The 25,065-nt window shown below is 67.0% G+C and carries 28 protein-coding genes, 1 tRNA gene and 1 pseudogene; 11 read left to right on the top strand and 19 right to left on the bottom strand.

Translation table 11 applies throughout. The annotated features are described in order from the left end of the window. Positions 1 to 9 precede the first annotated feature (9 nt). Genes QM789_RS04350 through QM789_RS04340 form a run of 3 tightly spaced genes read right to left on the bottom strand, consistent with a single transcriptional unit; the run spans position 10 to position 2,505 of the window. Complete coding sequence (locus tag QM789_RS04350) at positions 10 to 663, bottom strand: methionine ABC transporter permease (protein ID WP_420350761.1); 654 nt, start codon at positions 661 to 663, stop codon at positions 10 to 12. After that, positions 644 to 1,714, bottom strand: a complete 1,071-nt coding sequence (locus QM789_RS04345; RefSeq protein ID WP_420350720.1) for a methionine ABC transporter ATP-binding protein — start codon at positions 1,712 to 1,714, stop codon at positions 644 to 646. The genes QM789_RS04350 and QM789_RS04345 overlap by 20 nt, the downstream gene beginning before the upstream one ends. Continuing rightward, positions 1,711 to 2,505, bottom strand: coding sequence for a MetQ/NlpA family ABC transporter substrate-binding protein (locus tag QM789_RS04340; RefSeq protein WP_420350719.1), 795 nt, complete (start codon positions 2,503 to 2,505; stop codon positions 1,711 to 1,713). Before QM789_RS04340 ends, QM789_RS04345 begins: the two co-directional genes overlap by 4 nt. Positions 2,506 to 3,003: 498 nt before the next feature. Here QM789_RS04340 and QM789_RS04335 point away from each other — a divergent pair, with 498 nt between their 5' ends. The 4 genes from QM789_RS04335 to ssuD are packed head-to-tail and all read left to right on the top strand — an operon-like array spanning position 3,004 to position 6,612. Then, positions 3,004 to 3,945 carry a sulfonate ABC transporter substrate-binding protein gene (locus QM789_RS04335; RefSeq protein ID WP_420350718.1) on the top strand — a complete coding sequence of 314 codons (942 nt, stop codon included), beginning with the start codon at positions 3,004 to 3,006 and terminating at the stop codon, positions 3,943 to 3,945. Then, positions 3,942 to 4,754, top strand: coding sequence for an ABC transporter permease subunit (locus QM789_RS04330; protein ID WP_420350717.1), 813 nt, complete (start codon positions 3,942 to 3,944; stop codon positions 4,752 to 4,754). Before QM789_RS04335 ends, QM789_RS04330 begins: the two co-directional genes overlap by 4 nt. Next, positions 4,754 to 5,434 carry an ATP-binding cassette domain-containing protein gene (locus QM789_RS04325; RefSeq protein WP_420350716.1) on the top strand — a complete coding sequence of 227 codons (681 nt, stop codon included), beginning with the start codon at positions 4,754 to 4,756 and terminating at the stop codon, positions 5,432 to 5,434. The genes QM789_RS04330 and QM789_RS04325 overlap by 1 nt, the downstream gene beginning before the upstream one ends. 26 nt (positions 5,435 to 5,460) lie before the next feature. Then, complete coding sequence (ssuD, locus tag QM789_RS04320; RefSeq protein ID WP_420350715.1) at positions 5,461 to 6,612, top strand: FMNH2-dependent alkanesulfonate monooxygenase; 1,152 nt, start codon at positions 5,461 to 5,463, stop codon at positions 6,610 to 6,612. Between the two features lie 258 nt (positions 6,613 to 6,870). On the opposite strand, the gene QM789_RS04315 is transcribed toward ssuD, so the two are convergent. From QM789_RS04315 to ftsY, 4 genes are all read right to left on the bottom strand, one after another. Next, a tRNA-Lys gene (locus tag QM789_RS04315) sits at positions 6,871 to 6,945 on the bottom strand. A gap of 68 nt (positions 6,946 to 7,013) precedes the next feature. Beyond that, on the bottom strand, positions 7,014 to 7,619 hold the full coding sequence (locus QM789_RS04310) for an inner membrane-spanning protein YciB (protein WP_420350714.1): 606 nt from the start codon (positions 7,617 to 7,619) through the stop codon (positions 7,014 to 7,016). Positions 7,620 to 7,621: 2 nt separating this feature from the next. Beyond that, the gene (locus QM789_RS04305; protein WP_420350713.1) at positions 7,622 to 8,527 is read right to left on the bottom strand and encodes an EamA family transporter; all 906 of its coding nucleotides are present in this window, start codon (positions 8,525 to 8,527) and stop codon (positions 7,622 to 7,624) included. A 42-nt stretch (positions 8,528 to 8,569) separates the two neighbouring features. Beyond that, entirely contained in the window at positions 8,570 to 9,577 is a 1,008-nt protein-coding gene (gene ftsY / locus QM789_RS04300; RefSeq protein ID WP_420350712.1) for a signal recognition particle-docking protein FtsY, read from the bottom strand. A 114-nt stretch (positions 9,578 to 9,691) separates the two neighbouring features. On the opposite strand from ftsY, the gene QM789_RS04295 reads away from it, so the two are divergent. Next, on the top strand, positions 9,692 to 10,747 hold the full coding sequence (locus tag QM789_RS04295) for an alkane 1-monooxygenase (RefSeq protein WP_420350711.1): 1,056 nt from the start codon (positions 9,692 to 9,694) through the stop codon (positions 10,745 to 10,747). Between the two features lie 70 nt (positions 10,748 to 10,817). Next, positions 10,818 to 11,219, top strand: coding sequence for a hypothetical protein (locus tag QM789_RS04290; RefSeq protein WP_420350710.1), 402 nt, complete (start codon positions 10,818 to 10,820; stop codon positions 11,217 to 11,219). On the opposite strand, the gene QM789_RS04285 is transcribed toward QM789_RS04290, so the two are convergent. Genes QM789_RS04285 through argB form a run of 3 tightly spaced genes read right to left on the bottom strand, consistent with a single transcriptional unit; the run spans position 11,220 to position 13,178 of the window. After that, the gene (locus QM789_RS04285; RefSeq protein ID WP_420350709.1) at positions 11,220 to 11,741 is read right to left on the bottom strand and encodes a SixA phosphatase family protein; all 522 of its coding nucleotides are present in this window, start codon (positions 11,739 to 11,741) and stop codon (positions 11,220 to 11,222) included. It lies immediately after the preceding gene. Beyond that, positions 11,680 to 12,303, bottom strand: a complete 624-nt coding sequence (locus QM789_RS04280) for a ferredoxin (RefSeq protein WP_420350708.1) — start codon at positions 12,301 to 12,303, stop codon at positions 11,680 to 11,682. The genes QM789_RS04285 and QM789_RS04280 overlap by 62 nt, the downstream gene beginning before the upstream one ends. Next, positions 12,300 to 13,178, bottom strand: coding sequence for an acetylglutamate kinase (gene argB, locus QM789_RS04275; protein WP_420350760.1), 879 nt, complete (start codon positions 13,176 to 13,178; stop codon positions 12,300 to 12,302). Before argB ends, QM789_RS04280 begins: the two co-directional genes overlap by 4 nt. A 127-nt stretch (positions 13,179 to 13,305) precedes the next feature. Here argB and QM789_RS04270 point away from each other — a divergent pair, with 127 nt between their 5' ends. After that, positions 13,306 to 14,034, top strand: coding sequence for an SDR family NAD(P)-dependent oxidoreductase (locus tag QM789_RS04270; protein ID WP_420350707.1), 729 nt, complete (start codon positions 13,306 to 13,308; stop codon positions 14,032 to 14,034). On the opposite strand, the gene yihA is transcribed toward QM789_RS04270, so the two are convergent. The 8 genes from yihA to rpmH all read right to left on the bottom strand — a co-directional run bounded on the left by yihA (position 14,031) and on the right by rpmH (position 20,700). Beyond that, entirely contained in the window at positions 14,031 to 14,681 is a 651-nt protein-coding gene (gene yihA, locus QM789_RS04265; RefSeq protein WP_420350706.1) for a ribosome biogenesis GTP-binding protein YihA/YsxC, read from the bottom strand. The two genes, QM789_RS04270 and yihA, sit on opposite strands and share 4 nt — an antisense overlap. Continuing rightward, positions 14,681 to 15,427 (bottom strand): MOSC domain-containing protein, encoded by a 747-nt coding sequence (locus QM789_RS04260; RefSeq protein WP_420350705.1) that lies wholly within the window; start codon positions 15,425 to 15,427, stop codon positions 14,681 to 14,683. The genes yihA and QM789_RS04260 overlap by 1 nt, the downstream gene beginning before the upstream one ends. Further along, a complete protein-coding gene (yidC, locus tag QM789_RS04255) occupies positions 15,427 to 17,241 on the bottom strand; it encodes a membrane protein insertase YidC (RefSeq protein WP_420350704.1) in 1,815 nt (604 codons plus the stop codon). Before yidC ends, QM789_RS04260 begins: the two co-directional genes overlap by 1 nt. 141 nt (positions 17,242 to 17,382) lie before the next feature. Next, positions 17,383 to 18,924: an EAL domain-containing protein gene (locus tag QM789_RS04250; protein ID WP_420350703.1), complete on the bottom strand. Its 1,542-nt coding sequence runs from the start codon at positions 18,922 to 18,924 to the stop codon at positions 17,383 to 17,385. Between the two features lie 61 nt (positions 18,925 to 18,985). Then, positions 18,986 to 19,861, bottom strand: coding sequence for a tRNA 2-thiocytidine(32) synthetase TtcA (ttcA, locus tag QM789_RS04245; RefSeq protein ID WP_420350702.1), 876 nt, complete (start codon positions 19,859 to 19,861; stop codon positions 18,986 to 18,988). Further along, positions 19,854 to 20,102: a membrane protein insertion efficiency factor YidD gene (gene yidD, locus QM789_RS04240; RefSeq protein WP_420350701.1), complete on the bottom strand. Its 249-nt coding sequence runs from the start codon at positions 20,100 to 20,102 to the stop codon at positions 19,854 to 19,856. Before yidD ends, ttcA begins: the two co-directional genes overlap by 8 nt. Then, on the bottom strand, positions 20,099 to 20,548 hold the full coding sequence (rnpA, locus tag QM789_RS04235; protein ID WP_420350700.1) for a ribonuclease P protein component: 450 nt from the start codon (positions 20,546 to 20,548) through the stop codon (positions 20,099 to 20,101). The genes yidD and rnpA overlap by 4 nt, the downstream gene beginning before the upstream one ends. 17 nt (positions 20,549 to 20,565) lie before the next feature. Then, complete coding sequence (rpmH, locus tag QM789_RS04230) at positions 20,566 to 20,700, bottom strand: 50S ribosomal protein L34 (RefSeq protein WP_128186791.1); 135 nt, start codon at positions 20,698 to 20,700, stop codon at positions 20,566 to 20,568. A gap of 255 nt (positions 20,701 to 20,955) precedes the next feature. Between rpmH and QM789_RS04225 the strand changes: the two genes are divergently transcribed. The 4 genes and pseudogenes from QM789_RS04225 (at position 20,956) to QM789_RS04210 (ending at position 24,726) form a co-directional block, all read left to right on the top strand. Beyond that, positions 20,956 to 22,353 (top strand): sensor histidine kinase, encoded by a 1,398-nt coding sequence (locus tag QM789_RS04225; RefSeq protein WP_420350699.1) that lies wholly within the window; start codon positions 20,956 to 20,958, stop codon positions 22,351 to 22,353. 85 nt (positions 22,354 to 22,438) lie between these two features. Further along, positions 22,439 to 23,731, top strand: coding sequence for a lipoprotein-releasing ABC transporter permease subunit (locus QM789_RS04220; protein WP_420350698.1), 1,293 nt, complete (start codon positions 22,439 to 22,441; stop codon positions 23,729 to 23,731). Further along, positions 23,724 to 24,406 (top strand): annotated as a pseudogene (locus QM789_RS04215) (ABC transporter ATP-binding protein). The gene QM789_RS04220 and the pseudogene QM789_RS04215 overlap by 8 nt, the downstream one beginning before the upstream one ends. Beyond that, positions 24,403 to 24,726, top strand: a complete 324-nt coding sequence (locus QM789_RS04210; protein WP_420350697.1) for an arsenate reductase family protein — start codon at positions 24,403 to 24,405, stop codon at positions 24,724 to 24,726. The pseudogene QM789_RS04215 and the gene QM789_RS04210 overlap by 4 nt, the downstream one beginning before the upstream one ends. Here QM789_RS04210 and QM789_RS04205 read toward each other — a convergent pair. After that, entirely contained in the window at positions 24,723 to 25,058 is a 336-nt protein-coding gene (locus QM789_RS04205; RefSeq protein ID WP_420350696.1) for an ArsR/SmtB family transcription factor, read from the bottom strand. The two genes, QM789_RS04210 and QM789_RS04205, sit on opposite strands and share 4 nt — an antisense overlap. Positions 25,059 to 25,065: the final 7 nt, after the last annotated feature.

Raw genomic sequence — 25,065 nt, 5'->3', positions numbered from 1 at the left:
GCCCCCCGCTCAGCGCGCCCGCAACCGGCGCGCGACGGTATCGCCCGCGTATTGCACGGTGCAGACCAGCGTGATCAGGATCGCGATCACCACCGCCATCACCACGGTGTCGAACCGCTGATAGCCGTAGCGGATCGCCACATCGCCCAGCCCCCCGGCGCCCACCGCCCCCGCCATCGCCGAAGCGCCGATCATCGACACGACGGTGATGGTGAAGCCGCCGATGATGCCGGGCAGCGCCTCGGGCAGCAGGACATGGCGGATGATATGCCAGCGTTTGCAGCCGATCGACTGTGCCGCCTCGATCAGGCCGGGGTCGATCTCGCGCAGCGAGACTTCGGCGATCCGGGCGAAGAACGGCGTGGCGGAAACCGCAAGCGGCACGATCGCGGCCCAGACCCCGATGGTCGTCCCCGCGACCAGCCGCGTGAAGGGGATCAGCGCCACCAGCAGCACGATGAAGGGCACCGCGCGGAACCCGTTCACCACCGTGCCGACGATCCGGTTCAGCCGCGGCGCCGGAAAGATCCCGCCGCGCTCCGAGGTGACGAGGAACACCGCCAGCGGGATCCCCGCCAGCACCGCGATCCCGGCGGACATCCCCACCATGAACAGCGTATCGAGAAAGGCCTGTATCAGGCGGTCAGTCATCTGCGGCGTCAACATGGCCGATTACCTCCAGTTCATCCGCCGCCCCGCGCAGCAGGTCGGCCTGTTGTCCCGGCGCCAGTGCCAGCAGCACCTGGCCGAGGGCGTGGCCCTGAATCCGGTCGATCGCGGAGCCGAGGATCCGCGCGCCGGGCGCGGCAGCCGCGATCCGCGACAGGTCCGCGGGCGTCGCGCCGGTAAAGCCCAGCCGCACCACCACGCGGGCCGCGCCCTGCGGCGGGCCGGGGATAACGTCCTCGGGCAGGGCGTGGCGCAAAGGGTGCAGCAGGGCGCGGGTGGCATCGGCCTTCGGCGCGCCGAACACCTGCCAGACCGGGCCTGTCTCGACGATCCGCCCGGCTTCGAGCACCACCACGCGGTCGCAGATCTCGCGGATCACGCTCATCTCATGGGTGATCAGCACCACGGTCAGGCCAAGGCGGCGGTTGATGTCGCGCAGCAGCCGCAGGATCGAGACGGTCGTCTCCGGGTCGAGCGCCGAGGTCGCCTCGTCGCACAGCAGGATCTCCGGCCGGCTGATCAGGGCGCGGGCGATGCCGACGCGCTGCTTCTGTCCGCCCGACAGGCGCGAGGGATAGGCGTCGCCCTTGCCCGAAAGGCCCACGAGGTCGAGCACCTCCGCCACCCGGTCACGGATCTCCGTGCGCGGCACGCCCGCCACGCGCAGCGGCAGGGCGACGTTTTCCCGCACCGTCTTGGCCGAGAGCAGGTTGAAATGCTGAAAGATCATCCCCACCCGGCGGCGCAGCGCGACCAGCCCGGCCGTGCCCAGCGTGGCGATATCCGCGCCGTCGACCAGCACCCGGCCATGCGAAGGCGCCTCCAGCCGGTTGATGGTGCGCAAAAGGCTGGATTTGCCCGCGCCGGAGCGGCCGATGATGCCGAAGATCTCGCCCGCGCGGATGTCGAGGTCGATCCCCGTCAGCGCGGGCACCGCTCCGGCGGTGTAGACCTTGCCCACCCCCTCGAACCGCACGGTTCCGGCGCGCTGGGGTTCAAGGGCGGTGGTGGCGCGGGCGATGCCCTGTCCGATGGCGATGGTCATTTCGCCTCCCAGGCGAGGATATACAGCTTGTCGCTGTTGGCGAAGGAGGCGTGAACCTTGTCCTTCACCGCCTGCGAGTTCTGGAACAGCGCGATGAAGCGGGCGATGCGCGGATCGTCCTTGTTGTCCTCGCGCGAGACGAAATTGACCGCGAACTGCCGGTCCTCGATGCCGGAATAGATCAGCCCGCCCGTCGGGTCGAAGGCCCCGGAGGCGACGATGAAATGCGGATAGCCCTGCGCCAGATCGACATCGCCGGTGATCCGCACCAGCTGCGGCCCTTCGACCTCGGTGAATTTCAGATGCTTCGGGTTTGCGGTAATGTCGTCGAGCGAGCCGAGAAAGCCCACCCCGTCGCGCAGGGTGATCAGCCCGGCCTTTTGCAACAGCAGCAACCCGCGCCCCTGATTGACCGGATCATTCGCGATGGCGACGCTGCCGCCGTCGGGGATCTGGTCAAAGCTGTCGTGCCTGAGCGAATACAGCCCGAGGTTCGCCAATATCCCCGGCGCGACCGCGTGGAAATGATAGCCGCCCTGCTTCTCGGCATTCTCCATGAACGGCACATGCTGGAAGAAGTTCAGGTCGATGTCACCCGAGGCCAGCGCGACATTCGGCGTGGTCCAGTCGCTGAATTCGATCGGTTCGACGTCGAAACCCTGGGCCCTGGCCTCCTCGGCGGCGACTTCGACCGCATCGCCATAGGCACCGGGCACCACGCCGATCTTCAGCGGCTCCGCATGGGCCGCGAAAGCGAACAGCAGGGAAAAGGCAACGAGCGGTAGTTTCATGAGGGGCTCCGGGAGAGGGGAAGGTGGGTCACGCCACGGCGGCGACCGGCACGGGAAAAACGACAGGAGCTGTCGTGCTTTACGCTAGCGCCGAAACGCCCCCGCCGCCATTTCGTTGACACCGCGCCGGAGAGATCCCGGTTTCCCGGCGGAGGGTCTGCGGGGAAGGTTTTCCTCTCCCGCGCGGGCCAGCCCACCGCCGGAAGGCGCCCCGCAACGGGTTTTATTCTCAGGGGGCGATTCCCGTTTCCGTGACGCTGTGCTGAAACTGCGGGCGGCGGGTTGTGCTGTTTTTCGGGGTGGGGAGAGAAGGTTTCTCCCTTCATGGAGGCCGGAAGGGAATCCGATCCTCCGGCGCGGGAGCGCATCTGACGCATCCATTTGATAATGAATGGAATAATTTTGCCTGCACGGGGGCGGCAGAGAAATGACGACTCGTTGACTAGATTATTTCTCCGGGTGCAGATTGCCCATCGACACCTGCCAACGGAGGACATCATGACACGTCTCACGCGCCGCCAGTTCAGCCTTGCCACCGCGGCGATGGCCTGCCTGTCCCCCGCCATGGCCGCCGGCGTGCGCACGGTGAAGATCGGCTATCAGAAGACCGGTCTGCCGGTCATCGCGCAGCAGCAGAAGACGATTGAAACCGCGCTCGCGCCGCTGTCCACCGGGGTCGAATGGGTCGAGTTCTCCGCCGGGCCGCCGCTGGTCGAGGCGCTGAACGTCGGCGCGATCCACCTTGGCTGGACCGGCGACGCGCCGCCGATTTTCGGACAGGCGGCGGGGGCGGCGATCCGCTATGTCGCCGCACTGCCGTCGAGCGGGCAGGGCGAGGCGATCTTTGCCAAGCCGGAATCGGGTCTGAAGACGGTGGCCGACCTGAAGGGGCGCAAGGTCGCGGTGGGCAAGGGCACCAGCGCGAACAACCTGCTCGTCGCGGCGCTGGAGGCGAACGGGCTGAACTATTCCGATGTCGAGCCGGTCTATCTGTCGCCCGCGGATGGCGGCGCGGCCTTTGCCTCGGACAAGGTGGATGCCTGGGCGGTCTGGGATCCGTTCTTCGCGATTGCCGAGCTGCGCTACAAACCGACGATCCTCGTGCGGACCTCGGATGTGCTGAAGGTGAACAGCTATTTCCTCGCGAACCGCGATTTCCCCGCCGACAATGCCGAAGCGATCGCAAAGGTGCTCGACGCCCTGCGCGAGGCTTCAGCCTGGGCCGATGCGCATCGCGACAAGGTTGCGCAGGCGCTGCATGATGTGACGGGCGTTCCGCTTGCGGCGCAGACGCTGGCGGCGGAGCGGCAGGAGTTCGGGATCTTCCCGCTGACCGATGACATCATCGCAGAGCAGCAGGCGACGGCGGACCGGTTCCACCGGATCGGGCTGATCGCGCAACAGATCACCGTGGCCGATGCGGTCTGGAGGGGACAATGACCGATCTGAGCACCGAAACCGTGCCGAAGCCCGTTCGTTTCACCGTGCCGCGCGGGTTGATCGGCTGGATCCTGCCGCTGGCGCTCGTGCTGCTGTGGGAGGCGCTGTCGCGCGCCGGGGTGATTTCCGAAAACGTCCTGCCCGCGCCTTCGGCGGTGATCGCGGCGGGGGCGCAGTTGCTGCGCTCGGGCGAGCTGGTCCACAACATCGCCGTCAGCACGCAGCGCGCGCTGATCGGTTTCGTCATCGGCGGGGTGGCGGGGCTTCTGTTCGGGCTGGCGAACGGGCTCTGGGCGTTGTCGCGCGACATCACCGACACCGCCTTGCAGATGATCCGCAACATTCCGCACCTCGCGCTGATCCCGCTGGTGATCCTGTGGTTCGGCATCGGCGAGGAGGCGAAGGTCTTCCTCGTCGCGCTCGGGGTGTTTTTCCCGATCTATGTCAACACTTTGCTGGGTGTGCAGGGGACGGATCCGCAACTGGTCGAAATGGGGCGGATCTATGGCATGCGGCCGTTCACGCTGTTTCGCCGGGTGATCCTGCCCGGCGCGCTGCCTGCGATCTTCACCGGGTTGCGCTATGCGCTCGGCATCATGTGGCTGACGCTGATCGTGGCCGAAACCATCGCGGCGAAATCCGGGCTGGGCTATATGGCGATGCAGGCGCGCGAGTTCATGCAGCTTGATGTCGTCGTGCTGTCGATCCTGATCTATGCGCTGCTCGGCAAGCTGGCCGACAGTCTGGCGCGCGGGCTCGAAAGCCTGTGCCTGCAATGGCACCCGGCCTTCCGCCGGAAGGGGGCGTGATGTTCCGTTTGCAAGCCGTGCGCCGGTCCTTTGGCGCGAAACAGGTGCTGCGGGGGGTGACGCTCGATGTGCCCGCCGGGCAGTTCGTGGCGATCATCGGCAAGTCGGGCTGCGGCAAGTCCACGCTCTTGCGGCTGCTCGCGGGGCTCGACACCCCCGATGGCGGCCGGGTCGAGCGGCAGGGCGCCACCCGGATCATGTTTCAGGAGCCGCGCCTGCTGCCCTGGGAACGGGTGGCCGAAAATGTCGCCGTCGGCCCCGTAACGGCGGATCAGGCGCGGACCTATCTGGCCGAGGTCGGGCTGTCCGATCATGCCGGAGACTGGCCCGCGACGCTCTCGGGCGGGCAGAAACAGCGCGTGGCGCTGGCCCGGGCGCTGGCGGGGCGGCCGGCGATCCTCGCGCTCGACGAGCCGCTCGGTGCGCTCGACGCCCTGACCCGGATCGAGATGCAGCGCCTCCTGGAGCGGATCTGGCGCGAGAAGGGCTTCACCGCCGTTCTGGTCACCCATGACGTGGCCGAGGCGGTGATCCTCGCCGATCGGGTGATCCTGCTCGAAGAGGGCGAAGTCGCGCTCGACCTGACCATCGACCTGCCCCGCCCGCGCCGCCATGGCGCGCCCGAAGTGGCGGCCATCGAGGCGCAGATCCTCGATCGCCTTCTGACCCCTGCTCAATGAAAGCCCCATTCAGCGAAAGGTTGATAATGACACAACCCCTTGATTTCCTGTGGTTCATCCCGTCGTCGGGCGATGGCCAGTATCTGGGCACGGATCTGCTGAGCCGTCCCGTGGACCCCGATTATTTCCGCGACATCGCACGGGTGGCGGACCGGCTGGGCTATTCCGGCGTGCTGATCCCGACCGGCGTCGCCTGCGAGGAGAGCTTCATCCTCGCCGCCGACCTTGCCGCCCATACCGAGCGGCTGAAGTTCCTGGTGGCGATCCGGCCGGGCACCGCCTCGCCCGCCTATTACGCGCGGATGGCCGCGACGCTCGACCGGGTGACACGCGGACGGCTGTTGCTGAACATCGTCGTCGGCGGTTCGGCGCAGGAGCTGGCGGGAGACGGGATCTTCCTGCCGCATGACGAACGCTATGCCCATGCCGACGAATTCTTTCAGGTTTTCAACTCCCTGATGGCGACGGGGCAGGCGAGCCTGAACGGCAAGCATATCCGTGCGGAGAATGCCCGCCTCGGCCTGCCGCCGGTGCAGGCGCCGCGCCCGCCGCTCTATTTCGGCGGCTCGTCCGAAGCCGGGATCGGCTTCGCGGCGGGAATCGCGGAGAAATACCTGACCTGGGGCGAGCCGCCCGCACAGGTGGCGGAAAAGATCGCGCAGGTGCGCAGGGCGGCGGCGGGGCGTGCGGTCAGCTTCGGCATCCGGCTGCATTTCATCGTGCGCGAGACGGACGAAGAGGCATGGGCCGCCGCCGACCGCCTGATCTCCCATCTGTCGGATGAGGCGATCGCGGCGGCGCAGGCGGGGCAGAATGCGCAGTCGGATTCCGTCGGGCAGGCGCGGATGACGGCGCTGCACGGTGGGCGGCGCGACCGGCTGGAAGTCTCGCCGAACCTCTGGGCCGGGGTCGGGCTGGTGCGCTCGGGGGCGGGGACGGCGCTGGTCGGCTCGCCTGCGACGGTGGCGGCGCGGCTGCGGGAATATCAGGATCTGGGCATAGATACGGTGATCGCCTCCGGCTATCCGCATCTCGAAGAGGCGCAGCGCGTGGCCGACCTGCTGTTCCCCGAACTGGGCATATCGGCGCCGGTCCCGCCGCTGCGGCAATCCTTTGGCGAGAAGCAGGTGTTCGGCGGCGGCGGTCATGTCGGCAACGTGAAACTGGCCGCGGGATAGGACGGCCCCTCCGGGCCACCTCTTGCCGCGGGATGCCGAAGGCGTCCTCCGCTTTGCGACCTTCGCCATGCTGCGGAGGTCGCAAAGCGGATAAGAGACGCTTTGCGCATTCCTGATCATCATGACACGATACTTTGCTTGCAGGTTCCACAGCGAACCGCGCCGCAAAGAGAGAGGCGCTTGAAACGTGCCTCTTGCGCACAATGGCACAGCAAGTTCCGACTTGCCCGCCGATCAACTGATCTGACTGATTGGAATTGGTGAACCGGGTGGGTTTCGAACCCACGACCCGCTGATTAAGAGTCAGCTGCTCTACCACTGAGCTACCGGTCCGCCGCCCTTTTGGCTAATCCGGGGGGGAGTTGCAAGCCCGAAAATGGACCGGACTGAAAATAGTCGGCTCAGTCGCCGTCCTTCGGCAGGCCGTAGCGGGAAAACAGCGGGCCCTGCGCCAGGAAGAAGCCGAGCATCAGGATCGTCAGGCCGAAAGTCTTGAAATTCACCCAGGCCTGATCCGACATCGTGCGCCAGATCACTTCGTTCGCCAGCGCCAGCGCCACGAACAGCCCGATCAGGCGCTTCGTCAGGATCACCCAGCCCTCGGGCCGCATCGGGATCGCTTCGTCCATCACCAGTTGCAGCCACGGCTTGCCGCGCAGCAGGCCAAAGGACAGCAGCGCCGCGAAGATCAGATAGATCAGCGTCGGCTTCATCTTGAAGAAATGCGGATCGTTGAACCAGACCGACAGCCCGCCGAACACCACCACCAGAACCAGCGTCGCGATCTGCATCGGCGCCAGCCGCCCGGTCAGCCGCCACAGGATCGCCGTCGTCACCACCATCAACGGGATGAACAGCGCCGTCGCCACGACGAAGCCCGAATAATCGGTGCCGCCAATGGCGAATTGCGTATCCTTGAACCGGGTGAAGACCACGAAGAACACCAGCAGCGGGCCGAATTCCAGCGCCGCCTTCAGCCACGGGTTCACCTTGCGTTTTTCGGCCATGCTCAACCCCCGCCTGCCAGTTCCACGATCACGGCGCCCGTGGCGATCAGCGCCATGAAAGCGGTCCGCCGCGGCCCGACCTTCTCGCCCAGCACGAGCCAGCCGATCAGCGCCGCGAAAACGGTCGATGTCTCGCGCAGCACCGCCGCCTTGCCCACCGGGCCGAGCCGCGTGGCCATCATGATCGACCCGAAGGAGAAATACGCGACAAAGGCGCCCAGCACACTCTTTTTCAGCAAGGGCACAACATCTTGTGACGGAAAGTTGCGCCAGCGCCGCAGCGTGTAGAGCGGCATGAAGAGGCTGTCGAGAAAGAAGAACCAGGCGATGAAGGTGAACGGGTCACGCGTCGCCCGCACCCCCCAGGCGTCGTAATTGGTGTAGAGCGCGACGAAGGCCCCCGTCGCACAGGCCAGCGCCAGCGCGGGAACCATCGTTTCGCGGTCCACCGTGACGGTGCGCAGATTGTAGAGCGCAAGGCCGAAGATCCCCGCCAGCAGCACACCGAGCCCCGCCCATTGGCCCGCGTTGAAATGCTCGCCGAACAGCAGGCCGGAGCCGATCACCGCGAAGAACGGCGCCGAGCCGCGCACCACCGGATAGACCACGGTGAAGGCGCCGCGCTGATAAGTCATCGCCTGCAACACCTTGTAGCAGATATGGATCACCACCATGCCCGCGAAGACCGGCCACATATGGGCCTCGGGCCAGGGCACGACGAACAGCGCGACCGGTGCCGCCATCAGCCCGGCGCAGATGTCGATCGCGGCGCGGCTGATCCAGGGGTCGAAGCGGCCCTTTTGCAGCGCGCCGAACAGCGCATGCAGGAAGGCCGCCATCAGCGCCAGCACGAGCGCCGCCCGGACGCCCGCGGGCGTGCCCTCGATCCCCGCGATCAGCTCGCCCATGCGTCGTCCCCGGGGGAGGTCATGCGGGCGGCGGGGGCGGTGTCAGTCATCCACCCCGACCAGCGCGCGGGCGAAATCCTCCGGGTCGAAGGGCGACAGGTCGTCGATCTGCTCGCCCACGCCGATCGCATGGATCGGCAGGCCGAAGCGGTCGGCCAGCGCCACCAGCACCCCGCCCTTGGCCGTGCCGTCGAGCTTGGTCATCACCAGCCCCGACACATCGGCGATCTTCGAGAAGATCTCCACCTGGCTCAGCGCGTTCTGCCCGGTGGTCGCGTCCAGCACCAGCAGCGTGTTATGCGGCGCGGTCGGATCCTTCTTGCGGATCACGCGCACGATCTTCGCCAGTTCCTCCATCAGGTCGGCGCGGTTCTGCAACCGCCCCGCCGTGTCGATCAGCAGAAGATCCGCACCGTCCTGCTCCGCCCGCGTCATCGCGTCAAAGGCCAGCGAGGCCGGATCCGACCCTTCGGGCGCGGTCAGCACCGGCACCCCGGCACGTTCACCCCAGACCTTCAACTGTTCAACCGCCGCCGCGCGGAAGGTATCGCCCGCCGCGATCACCACCGTCTTGCCCGCCGCGCGGAACTGCGACGCGAGCTTGCCAATCGTCGTGGTCTTGCCCGAGCCGTTCACCCCCACGACCAGCACCACCTGCGGCCGCTTCGGATAAAGCGGCATCGGCTTTGCCACCGGTTCCATGATCCGGGCGATCTCGTCGGCCAGCAGGCCCTTGATCTCGCGCACCGAAAGCCGCTTGCCCATCCGCCCCTCGGCGAGGTTGGCGGCGACGCGCAGCGCGGTGTCCACCCCCATGTCGGCGGCGATCAGCACCTCTTCGAGGCTTTCGAGCATCTCGTCGTCAAGCTCGCGGCGCGGCTCATCGGGCCGGGTCTCGCGGCCCAGCAGCCGCCCGATCAGGCCCGGTTTCGCCGCGGGTTCGGGCTCCGGTGCCGGCGGGGGGGCCTCGTTGACGACGGCCTCCAGCCCTTCCTCCAGCTTCGAGGACGAACGGGTCAGGCGCGACTTGAGCTTGGAGAAGAAGGACATGGGCGCACTCCGGTTTCCCTTCCCCTACTGGATACCGCCCCGCGATGGAAGGGGTTGGCCGTTTCCTGCCGAGAGGACTTGCGCCCGGGCGCGCGCCGTGGCGCAATCGGCGCCATGACCGAATCTCCCGACAAGACCCCGCTGAGCGGCCTGACCCGGATCGGCAAGGCCGTGCCGGGCGTGGATCTGTTTGCCGTCTTCACCTTCCTGCCGGTGCCGTTTCTGGTGCTGAGCTGTTTCTTCGGCGGCTGGTGGCCGTGGCTGGCGGTGCTGTGGGTCGCAGGGCTGATGCACCTGGCGGACCGGCTGCTGCCGCGCTCGCCCGATGCGCCCGAAGGCGCCGAATTTCCCGCCGCCGATACGCTCTCGGTCACGCTGGCGGGGGCGCATTTCGTGCTGCTGGTGCTGGTCGTGGCGGCGGTCTCCGGGATGACGGGGCTTGGCATCTGGGCGCGGATCGGGCTGTTCTGGGGTGCGGGGCTGTTCTTCGGACAGGTCTCCAACGCCAATGCGCATGAGCTGATCCACCGCGCCGACCGGCGGCTGTTCCGGCTGGGGATGTGGGTCTATATCTCGCTGCTTTACGGCCATCATGCCTCGGCGCACCGGCTGGTGCATCACCGGCTGGTGGCGACGCGCGAAGACCCGAACACCGCCGTTCTGGGCGAAAGCTACTGGGATTGGCTGAAGCTGGCCTGGCCCGGGGAATTCATCGCCGGCTGGCGGGCCGAGGCCGCGCGCAAGCAGCGCTGGAACCCGTATTACACCTATATCCTTGGCGGGATCGGCTTTGTCTGGGGGATGGTGCTGCTGTTCGGGCTGGGGGGCCTCGCGGCCTATCTGGGGCTGGCGATCTATGCGCAGATGCAGAGCCTGCTGTCGGATTACGTCCAGCATTACGGGCTGGAACGGCGCCGCACCGCCACGGGCTACGAACCCGTCGGCCCGGCGCATAGCTGGGATGCGGCGGCGCCGGTGTCGTCGCTGTGGATGCTGAACGCGCCGCGCCATTCGGACCACCACGCCCATCCCGCGCGGCCCTATCCGGCGCTGCGGCTGGGCGAGGGCGGGCATCCGATGCTGCCGCGCTCGCTGCCGGTGATGGCGACGATCGCGCTGTTTCCCCGGCTGTGGCACCGGATCATGGATCCCCGGGTGCGGTGGCTTTGACCTCACGCGGAGGTGGCTTTCCCTCGCGGGCGGCTTGGGGCACTCTGCCCGCGTCGAGCGGAGAGAACCGATGCGCCTTGTCCTGCCCCTGCTGCTGCTGCCCCTCGCGGCTCTTGCCGAGGAACCGCTCGGTCCGCCGATGACGGCCGCGGAATTCGACGCCCGCACCCGGGGCAAGACGATCACCTACACCTCGGACGGGCGCCCCTATGGCACCGAGGAATATCGCCCCGGGCAGAAGGTCGTCTGGGCCTTCGAGGGCGGCGCGTGCCGCGAGGGCGACTGGTTCCAGCAGGGCGAGCAGATCTGTTTCGACTATCACGACGACACGCCCCTGCAATGCTGGACCTTCCACGCGTCGCCCTCTGGCCTGATGGCGCGGTTCGAGGGGGATGCAGAGGGCGAGCCGCTGATCTCGCTTCAGGAGAGCAGCCAGCCGCTGAACTGTCCCGGTCCCGATGTCGGCGTCTGACTACTTCCCCCGTTCCGAGGGCGTGAAGAAGTCGAGCACCGAGCCGAATCCGGGCCGCACCTGCGCCCAGTCGTCGATCTGAAAATCGACGATCAGGGTGGCGCAGGTCGGATATTTCCGGAAATCCGGATCGAAGATCGGGCGCGAAGGCAGCATCGCCGCCAGTTCCGCGATCCCGGGATTGTGGCCCAGCATCATCACCGTCGGCTGAGTCGCCGTTTTCAGCACGGCGAGCATCGCCTCCGGCGCGGCGTGATAGAGCGCGTCGATATAGCGCACCTCGGGCAGCGTCTCCAGCACCGCCGCCTGCACCCCGGCCCAGGTTTCGCGCGTGCGCAGCGCGGGGGAGCAAAGGACTTCCTCGGGTTCCAGCCCGCGCGAGGCCAGAAAATCGCCCAGTTCGCGCGCCGCCGCCTGCCCCCGGGCATTCAGCGGACGGTCGATGTCGGCCGTCTCCGGGTCATCCCAGCTCGATTTGGCGTGGCGCGTGAGGATCAGGCGGCGGTATCCGGCGGGTGTCATTGGTGAATTGCCTCATGTGCCAAGCAGATTGTTCCGGCAGCCTGCCATAGCCAAGGCCGACGGGGCAAGCGTAACGCACCGCACAACCCATTGAAAGGCAATCCGCCTGCGACAGAAAATCGTGACAAAGCGCCAGATCGTAGCCCGCCCGCGTCAGCGCGGGGCAGGCGGCGGCACAGGGCGCGGGGCAACCATCGCAGGGCGAGGCCGCGGGCGCGGGCAGGGGCCGGTGCCCCGGCACCGCCACCGCCCCCCGAAACGAGGCCCAAAGCCCCATCCGCGGATGCACCAGAAGCCGGACCGGCGCCGCGAAGAACTGCCCCGAGCGCAGCGCCCAATCGTAGAACGGCGCCCCGCCAAAAGGAAACAGCGCCCGCCCGCCCATTTCCGCCGCCAATGCACCGATCACCCGTTCCGACCAGCGGTCGAGCGGATCGGCCCGGCCATCGGCGAATTCGGGCTGTGCCGTCACATGGCGCCAGAACCCGGGTTCGTCGGGCGATAGCAGATAGATCGTCTCCGCGCCCTCATGCAGCGCGCCGGAGACGAACAGCGGCGTCACCGGCGGCGCGGCTTGACCCGCGGCGTGGTCGAGCGGATGATCGACCCCGCCCCGTGTTCGGTGAACAATTCCAGCAGGCAGGCATTCGGCCGCCGCCCGTCCAGAATCACCGCCGCGCGCACGCCTTCCTTCACCGCCTGCAACGCGGTTTCCACCTTCGGGATCATGCCGCCGGAAATCGTGCCGTCCTCGATCAGGGCCTGAACCTCTTCGGGGCTCATCTGCGTGATGACATCGCCCGCCTTGTTCTTCACCCCCGCGACATCGGTGAGCAGAAGCAGCCGGTCGGCCTGCAATGCGCCGGCAATCGCGCCCGCCGCCGTGTCGCCGTTGACGTTGAAGGTCTCGTTATCCTTCACGCCGGTGGCGACCGGCGCGATCACCGGGATGATCCCGGCGGAATACAGATCGCGGATCACCTGCACGTTCATCTCGACCGGCTTGCCGACGAAGCCCAGCTCCGGATCGTCCGGCTCGCAGACCATCAGGTCGTCGTCCTTGCCGGAAATCCCCACCGCGCGGCCGCCCTGATCGTTGATCGCCTGCACGATGCGCTTGTTCACAAGGCCCGACAGGATCATTTCCACCACTTCGACCGTGGCCTTGTCGGTGACACGCTTGCCGCGCACGAATTCGGACTGGATCCCCAGCTTCTTCAGCATGTCGTTGATCATCGGCCCGCCGCCATGCACCACGACCGGATTCATGCCGACCTGCTTCATCAGCACGATGTCGCGGGCGAATTCGGCCATCGCATCGTCGTCGCCCATCGCATTGCCGCCGAATTTCACCACCACCACGGCATCGGTATAGCGTTGCAGATAGGGCAGCGCCTCGGACAGGGTCCGGGCGGTGGCGGTCCAGTCGCGATCCATCATCTGCTTTTTCATCCTCTGCCCCCGGGGAAAAACCGGCGTCAGTGTTACGGCCAAACCTTTGCCCTGCCAAGGGCATTGCCATCGCCGCCAAGGGGTTTAGTTTGGCCGTAAACAGGAGGCGCTGATGGATGATCGCAAGGTTCTGCTGCTGACAGGGGCCAGCCGGGGCATCGGCCATGCCACGGTGAAACGATTCGCGCGCGAAGGCTGGCGGATCCTGACCTGCTCGCGCCAGCCGTTTTCCGACAAATGCCCCTGGGGCGGGGCCGAGGACCATATCGAACTGGACCTTGCCGATCCGGCGCAGACGATGGAAGCGATCGAGGATATCCGCTCGCGGCTGGACGGGCGGCTGCATGCGCTGGTCAACAATGCGGGGATTTCGCCGAAGGGGCCGGGCGGGTCGCGGCTGAATTCGATCGAGACCGACCTTCGGACCTGGGGGCAGGTGTTCCACGTCAATTTCTTCGCGCCGATCGTTCTGGCGCGCGGGTTGAAGGAGGAACTGTCGGCGGCGCAGGGCGCGGTGGTCAATGTCACCTCCATCGCCGGGTCGCGGGTGCATCCCTTTGCGGGCGCCGCCTATTCGACGTCGAAGGCCGCGCTCAAGGCGCTGACCCGGGAAATGGCGCTGGATTTCGGCCCCTTGGGCGTGCGGGTCAATGCCATCGCGCCGGGCGAGATCGACACCTCGATCCTGTCGCCCGGCACCGAGAAGATCGCCGAAATGCTGCCGCTGCGCCGCCTGGGCCTGCCCGCCGAAGTGGCCGATGTGATCTGGTTCCTGTGCAACGACGCCTCAAGCTACGTCACCGGCACGGAAATCGAGGTCAACGGCGGCCAGCACGTTTAAACCAGCGTGGCGATGATGCTGCGCAGGGTCTCGACCCCCTCGCCCTTTTCCGAAGAGGTCACGACGATTTCCGGATGGGCGGCGGGGTGTTTCGCCAGCGCGCCCTTTACCTGTTCGATCACCGTGTCGCGCTCGGTGCGGCCGATCTTGTCTACCTTGGTCAGCACCACCTGAAAGGTCACGGCGGAGCGGTCGAGCAGGCTCAGGATTTCGTCATCGACCTTCTTCACCCCGTGGCGCGCGTCGATCAGAACAAAGGCCCGGCGCAGGTTCACCCGCCCCGACAGATAGGCCTTCAGCAGCTCCTGCCATTTCTTCACCACCGGCACCGGCGCCTCGGCGAAGCCGTAGCCCGGCAGGTCGACCAGATAGGGGCCGCCGGTGGTGGTGAAAAAGTTGATCTCCTGCGTCCGGCCCGGGGTATTCGACGCCCGGGCGAGGTTCTTGCGGTTGGTCAACGCATTGATCAGCGAGGATTTCCCTACATTCGAGCGGCCCGCGAAACAGACCTCCAGCCGGTCCCCCGGCGGCATGCCGGACATCGCGACGACGCCCTTGAGGAACTCGACCGGCGCGGCGAACAGCATCCGGCCCCGCTCGCGGGTGATGTCGTCGGGCTCGGGGGCGAGCGTGAATTGCATCTGCATCAGAGGATCTCCACCACATCGTCGCGCGCGATTTCGCCCGGCCTTGTCACGACCCCGAACAGGCCGAAATCCTGGTCGCCATGGGCGGCGCGCAGCGCGGCCAGCGTGTCCAGATCCTCGACACCCGTTTCGGGGTTGGCATGGGTTGCGCGGCAGCGGCCGATCGGCGCGACGATCTCGACCTGCGCCGGGCCGATCCGCAGCCGGCGCCCGGTCAGATCACGTTCGGCCCAGGGCGCCCAGCCGGCCACCCACAGATTGCCGCGGAACCGGTGCGGCGACATCGGCACCCCGGTCCGTGCCCCGAAATCGGCGAGCGAGGACAGCGACAGGATGGAAATCCGCGCCTCTCGCTGATCGGTCAGGGCAACGCCCGGACGCTCGACGCTGCGCGGGGCAGGGCGCCCGGCCCAGAGCGGCCGCAGCCATTCCATCAGCTTGACCTGATCCGCCGGGTCGTCCAGGTCGATCCGCAGATGCCACAGCTCCGGATGGGTCAGTTCGATCGTGCCGTCGTCATGGGTCCGCGCCGCCACAGCCATCAGGCCGGGGGCCGCCGCGCCGCGCACGAAATTCATCTTCGACGCCCAGCCGGTCAGCGGGCCGTCGAATTTCGCCTGTTCGGTCGCCACCGCCCAGAGCCGGTCGAAAGGCAGAACGCGCCCCTCTTCGAGGAACGCGGTCCGGATTTCCTCATACCCGATCGACTTGATCGGATGCCGGAAGATATGGGCGAGGGTTGCCATCATTTCTTCTTCGGCGGGGCGGCCTCGGGCTTCTTGCGCTTGAAGCCCGATTTGATGTTGCCGAATAGGTCGGGCCGGTGCCCGTGCATCGACATGATCGTGTATTGCTGGATGAAGGTGATCGTGTTGTTCGCGATCCAGTAAAGCACGAGGCCCGAAGCGAAGCTGCCCAGCATGAACATGAACACCCAGGGCATCCAGGCGAAGATCATCGCCTGGCTCGGATCCGTCGGCGCCGGGTTCAGCTTCTGCTGGAACCACATCGAGATGCCGAGCAGGATCGGCAGCACGCCGAGCGAGAACATGAACAGCATGCTGTGCGGCTCCGGCGTGGCGAAGGGCAGCAGGCCGAACAGGTTCAGGATCGACGACGGATCGGGTGCCGAAAGGTCGCGGATCCAGCCGAACCAGGGCGCGTGATACAGTTCGATCGTGACGTAGATCACCTTGTAGAGCGAGAAGAAGATCGGGATCTGCAACAGGATCGGCAGGCAGCCCGCGGCGGGGTTCACCTTGTTCTTCTTGTAAAGCTCCATCATGCCTTGCTGCATCTTCGCCCGGTCGCTCCCGGCCGTTTCCTTCAGCTTTTCCATCTCGGGCTGGAGTTCCTTCATCTTCGCCATCGAGATGTAGGATTTGCGCGCCAGCGGGAAGACGATCAGCTTGATGATGAAGGTCAGCGCGACGATCGCCCAGCCCATGTTGCCGATCGCGCCATGCAGCCAGTGCAGCAGGCGGAACATCGGTTTCGTCAGGAAGAAGAACCAGCCCCAGTCGATCGAATCGACAAAGCGGAAGATGCCGGTATCATCCTGATAATGCTTGATGACTTCCCATTCCTTGGCACCGGCAAAGAGCCGGGTCTGTGCCGCCGCGGTGGCGCCGGGCGCGACTTCGAGCACCGGCAGGCGGATCTCGGCCTGATAGAGGTCAGCGCCGGGGGTGTATTTCACCACCGAGGTGAAATTGCCGTCCGCCGGAACCAGCGTCGTCATCCAGTATTTGTCGGTAAAGCCAACCCAGCCGTTCTCAGCACCCTGAAGCACATCGGCCTGACCTTCGCCCGCCGCCTGGTCGAGCTTGGTGATGTTCTTGTATTTGATTTCCTGAAGCTTGCCGTCGGTCATCCGGACCGCGCCTTCGTGCAGGACATAGACGCGCGAGGCGTCCGGGATGCCGTGGCGCGCGACGATCCCATAGGGGGCCAGCCGCACCGGTGCGCCGGTGGTGTTCTCCACCGCCTGGGTGACGGTGAACAGGTAGTTGTCATCCACCGAGATCGTGCGGCTGAATTTTAGCCCCGCGCCATTGTCCCAGCTCAGGGTGACCGGGGTCTGCGGCGTCAGCACCGCATCCGCCGGTGCGGTCCAGACGGTTTTCGGCCCCGGAACCAGCGCGGGATCCATCCCGGCGGCGGGGGACCAGCCGTAAACGGCGTAATAGGGATGCGTGGCGTTCATCTCGCCGCCGACCGGCGCCAGAAGACGCACGAGGGGCGATTCCGGGGCCAGCGTTTCCTTGTAGGCCTTCAGCGACAGGTCATCGAACCGTCCGCCGACCAGCGAGATCGAGCCGGTCAGTTCGGGCGTGTCGATTGCCACGCGCGGGGCGTTCTCCGTCGCGGTGTCGGCTGCCGTCGCGTCGAGCGAGGCATTGGGGGCGGGCTGTGGCGCCGTCACCTCCGCGGTCTGCTCAGAGGTGGTCGTGCTGCTGTTCGGTGTCGGGGTTGCCGGTGGGAAGAAATAGGTCCAACCGATCAGGACGAGCACCGAGAGGATCGTCGCTATGATGAGGTTCTTGTTCTGGCTTTCCATGAGGGATTTTTCCGCCTGCCGGTCCGGGTTTCGCCCGGTTCAACAGAAGGGGGGGCGAAACGTCAAGCGGTTTTCCCCCGGTTTTCCGATCCTGCCCCGCCGGAAGGCGGAAAACCCGGACACGTTCGCGCGGGTTGCGCGTCAGACTCCGCGGCGCGTGGGAATCCGCGGCGTCGCGCCGAGCTTGACGCGGTGCGCGGCAATCCAGGGCGGGGTTTCGTCGAACGGCATCGGGGCGGCGATCGCGCTTCCCTGCACATGGCGGCAGCCGAGTTGGGCGAGCAGGGCGTTCTCCCCCAGGGTCGAGACGCCCTCCGCGAGGGTTTCTATCTCCAGCCCCTCCGCCATCGAGATCACCGCCGCGACGATGCGCTGCTGGTCGGCGTCGCGGTCGACGCGCGTGACCAGAGATCGCGGCAGCCGGACGCGGCGGATCTGCGTCCTGCGGATCGCCTGAACGGACAGGGGGCCAGCGCCGAATCCCGCCAGTTCGATGGCGCAGCCCATCGCGGCACAGGCCGCAAGATTGCGCGACACCGGAGAATCGTCGAACTGTACCAGGACGTTCTGGTCCAGGACGAGACAGATCCTGTCCGCCTCGACGTCGAACCGGTCGAGTTCCCAGCTGAGCTTGTCCGCCATGCGGCTGTCCGTCAGCATTTCTGGCGTGATCGCCAGCGAGACCGGCCCGGCGTCGATACCCAGCCGCCGCCAGCCGCGCAGCGCGTCGAGCGCATGATGCAGCATCACGTCATGGAGCCGACCAAGCAGGTTCTGCGCCGCCGCCGCGGACAGGATGTCGTCGGGGCCGAGCGCGCCGCGCGACCGATGCAGCCAGCGCGGCACGGCGAGCATTCCCGAAACCTCTCCGGTGTCGGTGCTGATCTGGGGCTGAAAATAGGCGATGATCTGGCCATGTTCCAGTGCGGCGGCGATCTCTCCGGCCAGTTCCTCGCGCATCCTGACCTCGGGCGAGGTGCTGTCGGAAAACACCCGGATCGCCCCCGGACCCTGGGCCTGCGCCTCGGTTGCGGCGGTTTCGGCGGCCATGATCATCGCGGCGCCACGCCTCACCGGGGCGCGTTCGCTCAGGCAGATGCCGACATGGACGGTGGGGTCGAGGGTGCGCGCCCCGACCGGCAGCGCGAGTTCGCAGGCGGTTTGCAGCCGCACGGCGAGCTGGATCATGTTTTCCAGGTCCGGCTTCGGTGTCGGGGTCAGGAGAATGGCGAAACGCGCGTTCTCCAGCCGGGCGATGCGGTCGGCGTCGCGCAGGGTGGTGCGCAGCCGGTCGACCATGCGTTGCAGGAGCGTTTCAAAATCCCCGTGCCCGAGGCGCTGCCGCAGCGGCTCGGCATCGTCGAGGCCCACCACGAGGCAGGCGGTGTTCAACCCGTTGCGGGCCGTGGCCTCCAGCAGGCCATCGAGGATCCTCTCCGCCTCGGCCCGTTGCGGCAGGCCGGTCACCGGGTCGGTGTCGCTGGCCTCGGTGGGGGCGGGTCGCGTCAGCCAGGCCACCGCCATCGCCGTCATGCCGAGAAGAAGCATGGATTCATGACCGAACCACAGCCCGGCCAGCGCGATCGCCGGCAGGAAGGGAATCAGTTCACGGCGGAGGAACACCCGGCCCGCCCGTCCGCCAAGGGTCCGGACAGATACAGCCCAATCGCGAGTCCAGCCCATGTGATTCCCCTTCCGCAGTACCTTGCCCGAGGGAAACTAGGCCGTGATCGCTAGGATCAGGTTAATCCGTATGCCGGATGACCGGCACCTGTTCCGTAAAATGCGCGCTTTCTCCGCGCATCAGCCCCGCGAAATCAAAGATCGACGGGTCGCACAGATGCGAGGGCCGGGCGTTCATCAGGGCCCGGAACATCACCTGTCTGCGGCCGGGCGTGCGCTGCTCCCAACCGTCGAGCATCTGCTTCACCTGCATCCGTTGCAGCCCCTCCTGCGAGCCGCAGAGGTCGCAGGGGATGATCGGATAGTTCATCGCGCGGGCGAAACGGTCGCAGTCGCGCTCGGCCACGAAGGCCAGCGGGCGGCAGACGAACAGATCGCCGTCCTCGTTCAGCAGTTTCGGCGGCATCGTCGCCAGCCGCCCGCCGTGGAACAGGTTCATGAAAAACGTCTCAAGGATATCGTCCCGGTGATGGCCCAGAACCACCGCCGAACAGCCCTCTTCACGCGCGATCCGATACAGGTTGCCCCGGCGCAGGCGCGAACACAGCGCGCAATAGGTCCGGCCCGCGGGCACCTTTTCCTTCACGATCGAATAGGTGTCCTGATATTCGATCCGGTGCGGCACGCCCATCCGCGCGAGGAATTCGGGCAGGACGGTGGCCGGAAAGCCGGGCTGGCCCTGATCGAGGTTGCACGCCAGAAGGTCAACCGGCAGCAGCCCGCGCCATTTCAGCTCGTGCAGTACGGCGAGCAGGGTATAGCTGTCCTTGCCGCCCGACAGGCAGACCAGCCAGCGCGCGCCGCGTTCGACCATGCCGTAGGTCTCGATCGCCTCGCGGGTTTCGCGCACGATCCGCTTGCGCAGCTTCTTGAATTCCGTCGAGGAGGGCGCCCCGGCAAAGAGCGGATGGATCGGCGCGTCTTCGTCGTCAAGCATCGCGGTGCTCCTCGCAGCAGGATCCGGGAACCGGATCGTAACCATGCCCGCCCCAGGGATGACAGCGGCAGACCCGCCGCGCGGCCAGCCACCCGCCCTTCACGGCGCCGTGGCGTTCCAGCGCCTCAAGTGCATAGGCCGAACAGGTCGGCTGGAACCGGCAGCCATGCCCGACCCAGGGGCTGAGCAGCAGCCGGTAGCCCCGCACCGGAAGCGCCAGAAGGTGGGCGAGCGGGCTCATCCCTTGCCCCGGCGGGGCTGATAGGGGCGGGGTTTGGCGTCATGGACCCGGGCCATGGCTTCGCGCAGGTCGTTTTGCAGGTCGGCGAAGCTGCGGGCGATCGTCACGTCCTGCCGCCCGATCAGCACATAATCCCAACCGGGCCGCGCCAGTTCCGGCAGCAGCATCCGCGCGATCTCGCGCAGCCGCCGCCGCGCCCGGTTGCGCAGCACCGAATTGCCGACTTTCTTGGAACAGGTGAAGCCCACGCGCACGATCCCGGCCGGTTCGCCGGGCTGGCGTTCGCGCGCCTGCACCAGAAATCCCGTCACCGCCTGCCGCCGGGCCGAAGCCGCGCGCAGGAAGTCCGGGCGTTTGCGCAGGGTCTCCAGGCAAACGGAAACCGCCGGTGCGCTTCCCGCACCCCGGCCCTGAAGGTCGGTCACGGGAGCCTCCGGCGGCAGCATGGCAGCAGGTCCGGGCCTTACGCCGACAGAACCTTGCGGCCCTTGGCGCGGCGCGCGTTCAGAACCTTGCGGCCCCCTTTGGTCGCCATGCGGGCACGGAAACCATGACGGCGCGCGCGCACGAGGTTGGACGGCTGGAAGGTGCGTTTCATCGCGGTCTACTCCGATTTCGTTTTACGGTCGGGCAACGCAAAACCTGCCGGATTCGGCTGCCGCTCATATTCGAGGCCGGTCTTTAGGGGTAACGGGGCCGCAAGTCAATTCTCCTGTGCGTCTTTTTCCCGGCCGGGAACCGCCATTGCCCTGCGCGGCCCCTGTATATTCCGCGCGGCGGCTGCTATTTCAACCGGATGGCGACACAGGGCCCGCGACGGGACCACGGGAGGGCAGCCGCGACGCGCGACAAGATGAAACTGAACACGCTTTCCGGCCGGTTCCTGATCCTCACGACGATCTTCGTCGTGCTGACGGAAGTGTTCATCCTGGTGCCCGGGATCGCGAATTTCCGCGAGGATTACCTGCTGACGCGGCTCGAACGCGCGCAGATCGCCTCGCTCGCGCTGCTCACCACGGATCAGGTGATCGAACCGGATCTGGAGCGGGAACTGCTGAACAACGCGGGGGTCTACAACGTCGTGCTGCGGCGCGATGCGGCGCGGCAACTGGTGCTGTCCTCGCCGATTCCACAGCCGATTTCGGCCACCTTCGATCTGCGCGAGTCGACCTTCTGGAGCCGGATCCACGATTCGCTGTCGGAACTGATCAATCCGAAGAACGAAATCATCCGCGTCGTCGGCCAGCCGGTGCAGAAGGGCGGGCAGGTGATCGAGGTCACGCTCGCCACCGGGGCGATGCGGATCGAGATGATCGAATACGGGCTGCGGCTGCTCACGCTGTCGGCGGTGGTGTCGGTGGCGACGGCGGTGCTTTTGTTCCTCGCGGTGCGGCGGCTGATGGTGGTGCCGATCAAACGGGTGGTGGCGCATATCACCGCCTATGCCGAGGCGCCCGACGATGCCCGCCGCGTGATCGCCCCCGAGGCGCGGATCGAGGAACTGCGGGTGGCGGAGGAGGCGCTGGCCTCGATGCAGCGGCAGTTGACGGCGGCGCTGAAACAGCGCGAGCGGCTGGCGCAACTGGGGCAGGCGGTGGCGAAGATCAGCCACGACCTGCGCAACATCCTGACCACGGCGCAGCTTTTCGCCGACCGGATGGAGGATTCGGACGATCCGGCGGTGAAGCGCTCGGCGCCGAAGCTGATCAATTCGATCTCGCGCGCGGTGAACCTGTGCGAGACGACGCTGGCCTTCGGCAAGGCCGAGGAGCCGCCGCCCAGCCTGTCGCGGTTCATGCTGCATGCGCTGGTGCAGGAGGTGCTGGACAGTGAACGCCCCCCCGCCGATGCCGCGCAGATCGACTTCGTGACCGATGTGGCGCCGAATCTGGTGATCCGGGCGGATCGCGAACAGATGTATCGGGTGCTGTCGAACCTGGTGCGCAACGCGCGGCAGGCGATCGAGGCCACGGGGAAGCCCGGCACGATCGAAATCGGCGCGGGCGAGGAGCCCGAGGGCTGGTGGATCCGGGTGCAGGACACCGGGCCGGGCCTGCCGGAGCGCGCGAAGGAGAACCTGTTCCAGCCGTTCTCCGGCAGCGCGAAGAAGGGGGGCACGGGGCTGGGCCTTGCGATTTCGGCGGAACTGGTGCGCGGCCATGGCGGGCGGCTGGATCTGGTGCGCAGCGACGCCGAGGGGACGGAGTTCAAGCTGCACCTGCCCGAGGCGCTTGATTTCACCGCGCCCTGACCGAGGCGTGAAGCCCCGGATGCGGTTCCGGGCTTGACCTCACCAGCGGCGCGGGCCAGCTTGCGCCGACTTCCGGGAGCCCCTCATGGCCAGACGCACCGCACCCTTTGCCCCCTTTGAATTCATGATCGCCTGGCGCTATCTGCGGGCGCGGCGCGCCGAGGGCGGCGTTTCGGTGATGACCTGGATCAGCCTGATCGGCATCATGCTGGGCGTTGCCGCGCTGATCATCACGCTGGCGGTGCGGGCCGGGTTCCGGGCGGAATTCGTCGGCACGATCCTCGGCTCCAACGCCCATGTCACCGTCTATGCGCAGCCGCAGGAGGTGGTGCCCGACAGCGGCATCTTCTCGCCCCTGATGCGCGATTATCAGGACCGCGCCGCCCGGATCGCCGCGATCCCCGGGGTGACGCGCGCCGCGCCGCAGATCCGGGGTCAGGTGATGGCCACCTTCAACGACCGCTCGAATGTCGCCGAGGTCTTCGGGCTTTCCGCCGCCGATCTGAAGACGATCCCGAACATCGCCGATCCGACCACGGGCTATGGCGATCTCGATGCCTTCGGGCAGGGGATCGCGATGGGGGCGGAGATGGCGCGCGAGCTGGGCGTGTCGGTGGGCGACCGGGTGCTGCTGATGTCGCCGAACGGGGTGCAGACCGCCTTCGGCACCAGCCCGCGGGTGAACGGCTACGATGTGGTCTATATCTTCTCGTCGGGCCGCTATGACATCGACAAGACCCGGATCTACATGCCCTTCGCCGAGGCGCAGTCCTTCTTCAACCGCGAGGGCGGGGCGGATGAGATCGCGGTGGATGTGACCGATCCGGAGCGGGTCGATGACTGGGCGGCACAGCTTTACGAGGCCGGGGGGCCGGGCACGCAACTCTGGTCCTGGCGCGATGCCTCGGGCAGCTTCCTGCGCGCGCTGACGATCGAGGACAACGTGATGTTCGTCATCCTCTCAGTTCTGGTGCTGATCGCGACGATGAACATCACCTCCGGGCTGATCATGCTGGTGAAGAACAAGGGCCGCGACATCGGCATCCTGCGCACCATGGGGCTGACCGAAGGGTCGATCATGCGGGTGTTCTTCCTGTGCGGCGCCTTCACCGGGGTGATCGGCACGGCGGCGGGGCTGCTGGTGGGGGTGCTGTTCGCGACCTATCTCGATCAGGTGATGGCCTTCGTGAACTGGCTGAACGGCGGCGGGGTCTGGGATCCGTCGATCCGGGGTATCTATGAACTGCCGGCGAAGCTGCTGCCCTGGGATGTGGCGAAATCCGTCGCGCTGGCGCTTGGGCTGAGCTTCGTGGTGACGATCTTCCCGGCGCGGCGGGCGGCGCGGATGAACCCGGTGGAGGCGCTGCGCTATGAGTGACGTTCTGCTGCTCGAAAACCTGGAAAAGTCCTATAATCGGGGCAAGCCCGGCGAGATTTCGGTGCTGCGCGGTATCAATCTGTCTATCCCGCGCGGGCAGGTGGTGGCGCTGGTGGCGCCCTCCGGCGCGGGGAAATCGACGCTGCTGCATATCGCCGGGCTGCTTGATACGCCCGATGCGGGGCGGGTGGTGATCGGCGGCACCGATCTGACCGGGGCGTCGGACCGGCGCCGGACCGAGGCGCGGCGCGATCAGCTGGGCTTCGTCTATCAGTTCCACCACCTGCTGCCGGAATTCACCGCCGAGGAGAACGTGGTCCTGCCGCAGTTGGCCAATGGCGTTGGCCGGGCGGCGGCGCGGGCGCGGGCGCGGGAGCTTCTGGCCCGGGTCGGGCTGTCGGCGCGCTGCGATCACCGGCCCTCGGCGCTGTCGGGGGGGAGCAGCAGCGGGTGGCCTTCTGCCGGGCGCTCGCCAATGCGCCGGGGCTTCTGCTGGCGGATGAACCGACGGGGAACCTGGATCCGGCGACCTCGGACACGGTGTTCGCCGTGCTGATGGATCTGGTGCGGGAAACCGGGCTTTCGGCGCTGATCGCGACGCATAACCTTGACCTCGCCGCGCGGATGGACCGTATCCTGCGGCTCGATGCCGGGCGGCTGACGGAGGAAACATGATACTCTATGGCATTCCGACCTGTGACACCTGCCGCAAGGCGCGCAAGGCGCTGGAGCAGGCCGGGCACAGGGTCGATTTCCGCGATGTCCGGGCCGAACCGCTGAGCGCGGCGGAGATCGGGCGCTTTCTGGCGGCGTTCGGCGAGAGGCTGGTGAACCGGTCCTCGACCACCTGGCGCGGGCTGTCCGAGGCGGAGCGCGCGGCGGCCCCGGCGGATCTGCTGGCGGCGCATCCGGCGCTGATGAAGCGGCCGGTGATCGCGGAGGGCGAAAGGCTGACGCTGGGCTGGGACAAGGCCGCGCAGGCCGTCTGGCTCTAGCCGCAGAACATTTCGTAAAGCAGGCCGACGACCCGGCCCGCGCGCGGATCGCCCAGCGAATAATAGATCGCCTTGCCGTCGCGCCGCGCCTGCACCAGCCCATCGGCGCGCAGCCGGGCGAGTTGCTGGCTCACCGCGGCCTGCCGCTGACCAAGCAGGCGTTCGAGTTCCGTCACCGATTTTTCACCGGTGGACAGGTGGCACAGAATCATCAGCCGCCCCTCGTGGGACAGCGCCTTCAGCAGCGCCGCGGCCTGATTGGCGCGCGCGGTCATTTCCGCCACATCGACCGGAGCCGTCGCGCGCGGGGGGGCGGGATCGTTTGCAGCCATCTGTTGC

Origin of the sequence: Paenirhodobacter sp., assembly GCF_047600745.1 — a bacterium.
GTDB lineage: Bacteria > Pseudomonadota > Alphaproteobacteria > Rhodobacterales > Rhodobacteraceae > Rhodobacter.
The sequence above is the reverse complement of the archived record's forward strand: the minus strand, read 5'-3'. Positions and strand labels throughout refer to the sequence as shown.

Bases quoted from the DNA above. Each gene is read 5' to 3' on its own strand.
- QM789_RS04345 (WP_420350720.1), bottom strand. From the start codon at position 1,714: ATGACCATCGCCATCGGACAGGGCATCGCCCGCGCCACCACCGCCCTT.
- QM789_RS04340 (WP_420350719.1), bottom strand. From the start codon at position 2,505: ATGAAACTACCGCTCGTTGCCTTTTCCCTGCTGTTCGCTTTCGCGGCC.
- QM789_RS04335 (WP_420350718.1), top strand. From the start codon at position 3,004: ATGACACGTCTCACGCGCCGCCAGTTCAGCCTTGCCACCGCGGCGATG.
- QM789_RS04330 (WP_420350717.1), top strand. From the start codon at position 3,942: ATGACCGATCTGAGCACCGAAACCGTGCCGAAGCCCGTTCGTTTCACC.
- QM789_RS04325 (WP_420350716.1), top strand. From the start codon at position 4,754: ATGTTCCGTTTGCAAGCCGTGCGCCGGTCCTTTGGCGCGAAACAGGTG.
- ssuD (WP_420350715.1), top strand. From the start codon at position 5,461: ATGACACAACCCCTTGATTTCCTGTGGTTCATCCCGTCGTCGGGCGAT.
- QM789_RS04310 (WP_420350714.1), bottom strand. From the start codon at position 7,619: ATGGCCGAAAAACGCAAGGTGAACCCGTGGCTGAAGGCGGCGCTGGAA.
- QM789_RS04305 (WP_420350713.1), bottom strand. From the start codon at position 8,527: ATGGGCGAGCTGATCGCGGGGATCGAGGGCACGCCCGCGGGCGTCCGG.
- ftsY (WP_420350712.1), bottom strand. From the start codon at position 9,577: ATGTCCTTCTTCTCCAAGCTCAAGTCGCGCCTGACCCGTTCGTCCTCG.
- QM789_RS04295 (WP_420350711.1), top strand. From the start codon at position 9,692: ATGACCGAATCTCCCGACAAGACCCCGCTGAGCGGCCTGACCCGGATC.
- QM789_RS04290 (WP_420350710.1), top strand. From the start codon at position 10,818: ATGCGCCTTGTCCTGCCCCTGCTGCTGCTGCCCCTCGCGGCTCTTGCC.
- QM789_RS04285 (WP_420350709.1), bottom strand. From the start codon at position 11,741: ATGACACCCGCCGGATACCGCCGCCTGATCCTCACGCGCCACGCCAAA.
- argB (WP_420350760.1), bottom strand. From the start codon at position 13,178: ATGGATCGCGACTGGACCGCCACCGCCCGGACCCTGTCCGAGGCGCTG.
- QM789_RS04270 (WP_420350707.1), top strand. From the start codon at position 13,306: ATGGATGATCGCAAGGTTCTGCTGCTGACAGGGGCCAGCCGGGGCATC.
- yihA (WP_420350706.1), bottom strand. From the start codon at position 14,681: ATGCAGATGCAATTCACGCTCGCCCCCGAGCCCGACGACATCACCCGC.
- QM789_RS04260 (WP_420350705.1), bottom strand. From the start codon at position 15,427: ATGGCAACCCTCGCCCATATCTTCCGGCATCCGATCAAGTCGATCGGG.
- yidC (WP_420350704.1), bottom strand. From the start codon at position 17,241: ATGGAAAGCCAGAACAAGAACCTCATCATAGCGACGATCCTCTCGGTG.
- QM789_RS04250 (WP_420350703.1), bottom strand. From the start codon at position 18,924: ATGGGCTGGACTCGCGATTGGGCTGTATCTGTCCGGACCCTTGGCGGA.
- ttcA (WP_420350702.1), bottom strand. From the start codon at position 19,861: ATGCTTGACGACGAAGACGCGCCGATCCATCCGCTCTTTGCCGGGGCG.
- yidD (WP_420350701.1), bottom strand. From the start codon at position 20,102: ATGAGCCCGCTCGCCCACCTTCTGGCGCTTCCGGTGCGGGGCTACCGG.
- rnpA (WP_420350700.1), bottom strand. From the start codon at position 20,548: ATGCTGCCGCCGGAGGCTCCCGTGACCGACCTTCAGGGCCGGGGTGCG.
- rpmH (WP_128186791.1), bottom strand. From the start codon at position 20,700: ATGAAACGCACCTTCCAGCCGTCCAACCTCGTGCGCGCGCGCCGTCAT.
- QM789_RS04225 (WP_420350699.1), top strand. From the start codon at position 20,956: ATGAAACTGAACACGCTTTCCGGCCGGTTCCTGATCCTCACGACGATC.
- QM789_RS04220 (WP_420350698.1), top strand. From the start codon at position 22,439: ATGGCCAGACGCACCGCACCCTTTGCCCCCTTTGAATTCATGATCGCC.
- QM789_RS04210 (WP_420350697.1), top strand. From the start codon at position 24,403: ATGATACTCTATGGCATTCCGACCTGTGACACCTGCCGCAAGGCGCGC.
- QM789_RS04205 (WP_420350696.1), bottom strand. From the start codon at position 25,058: ATGGCTGCAAACGATCCCGCCCCCCCGCGCGCGACGGCTCCGGTCGAT.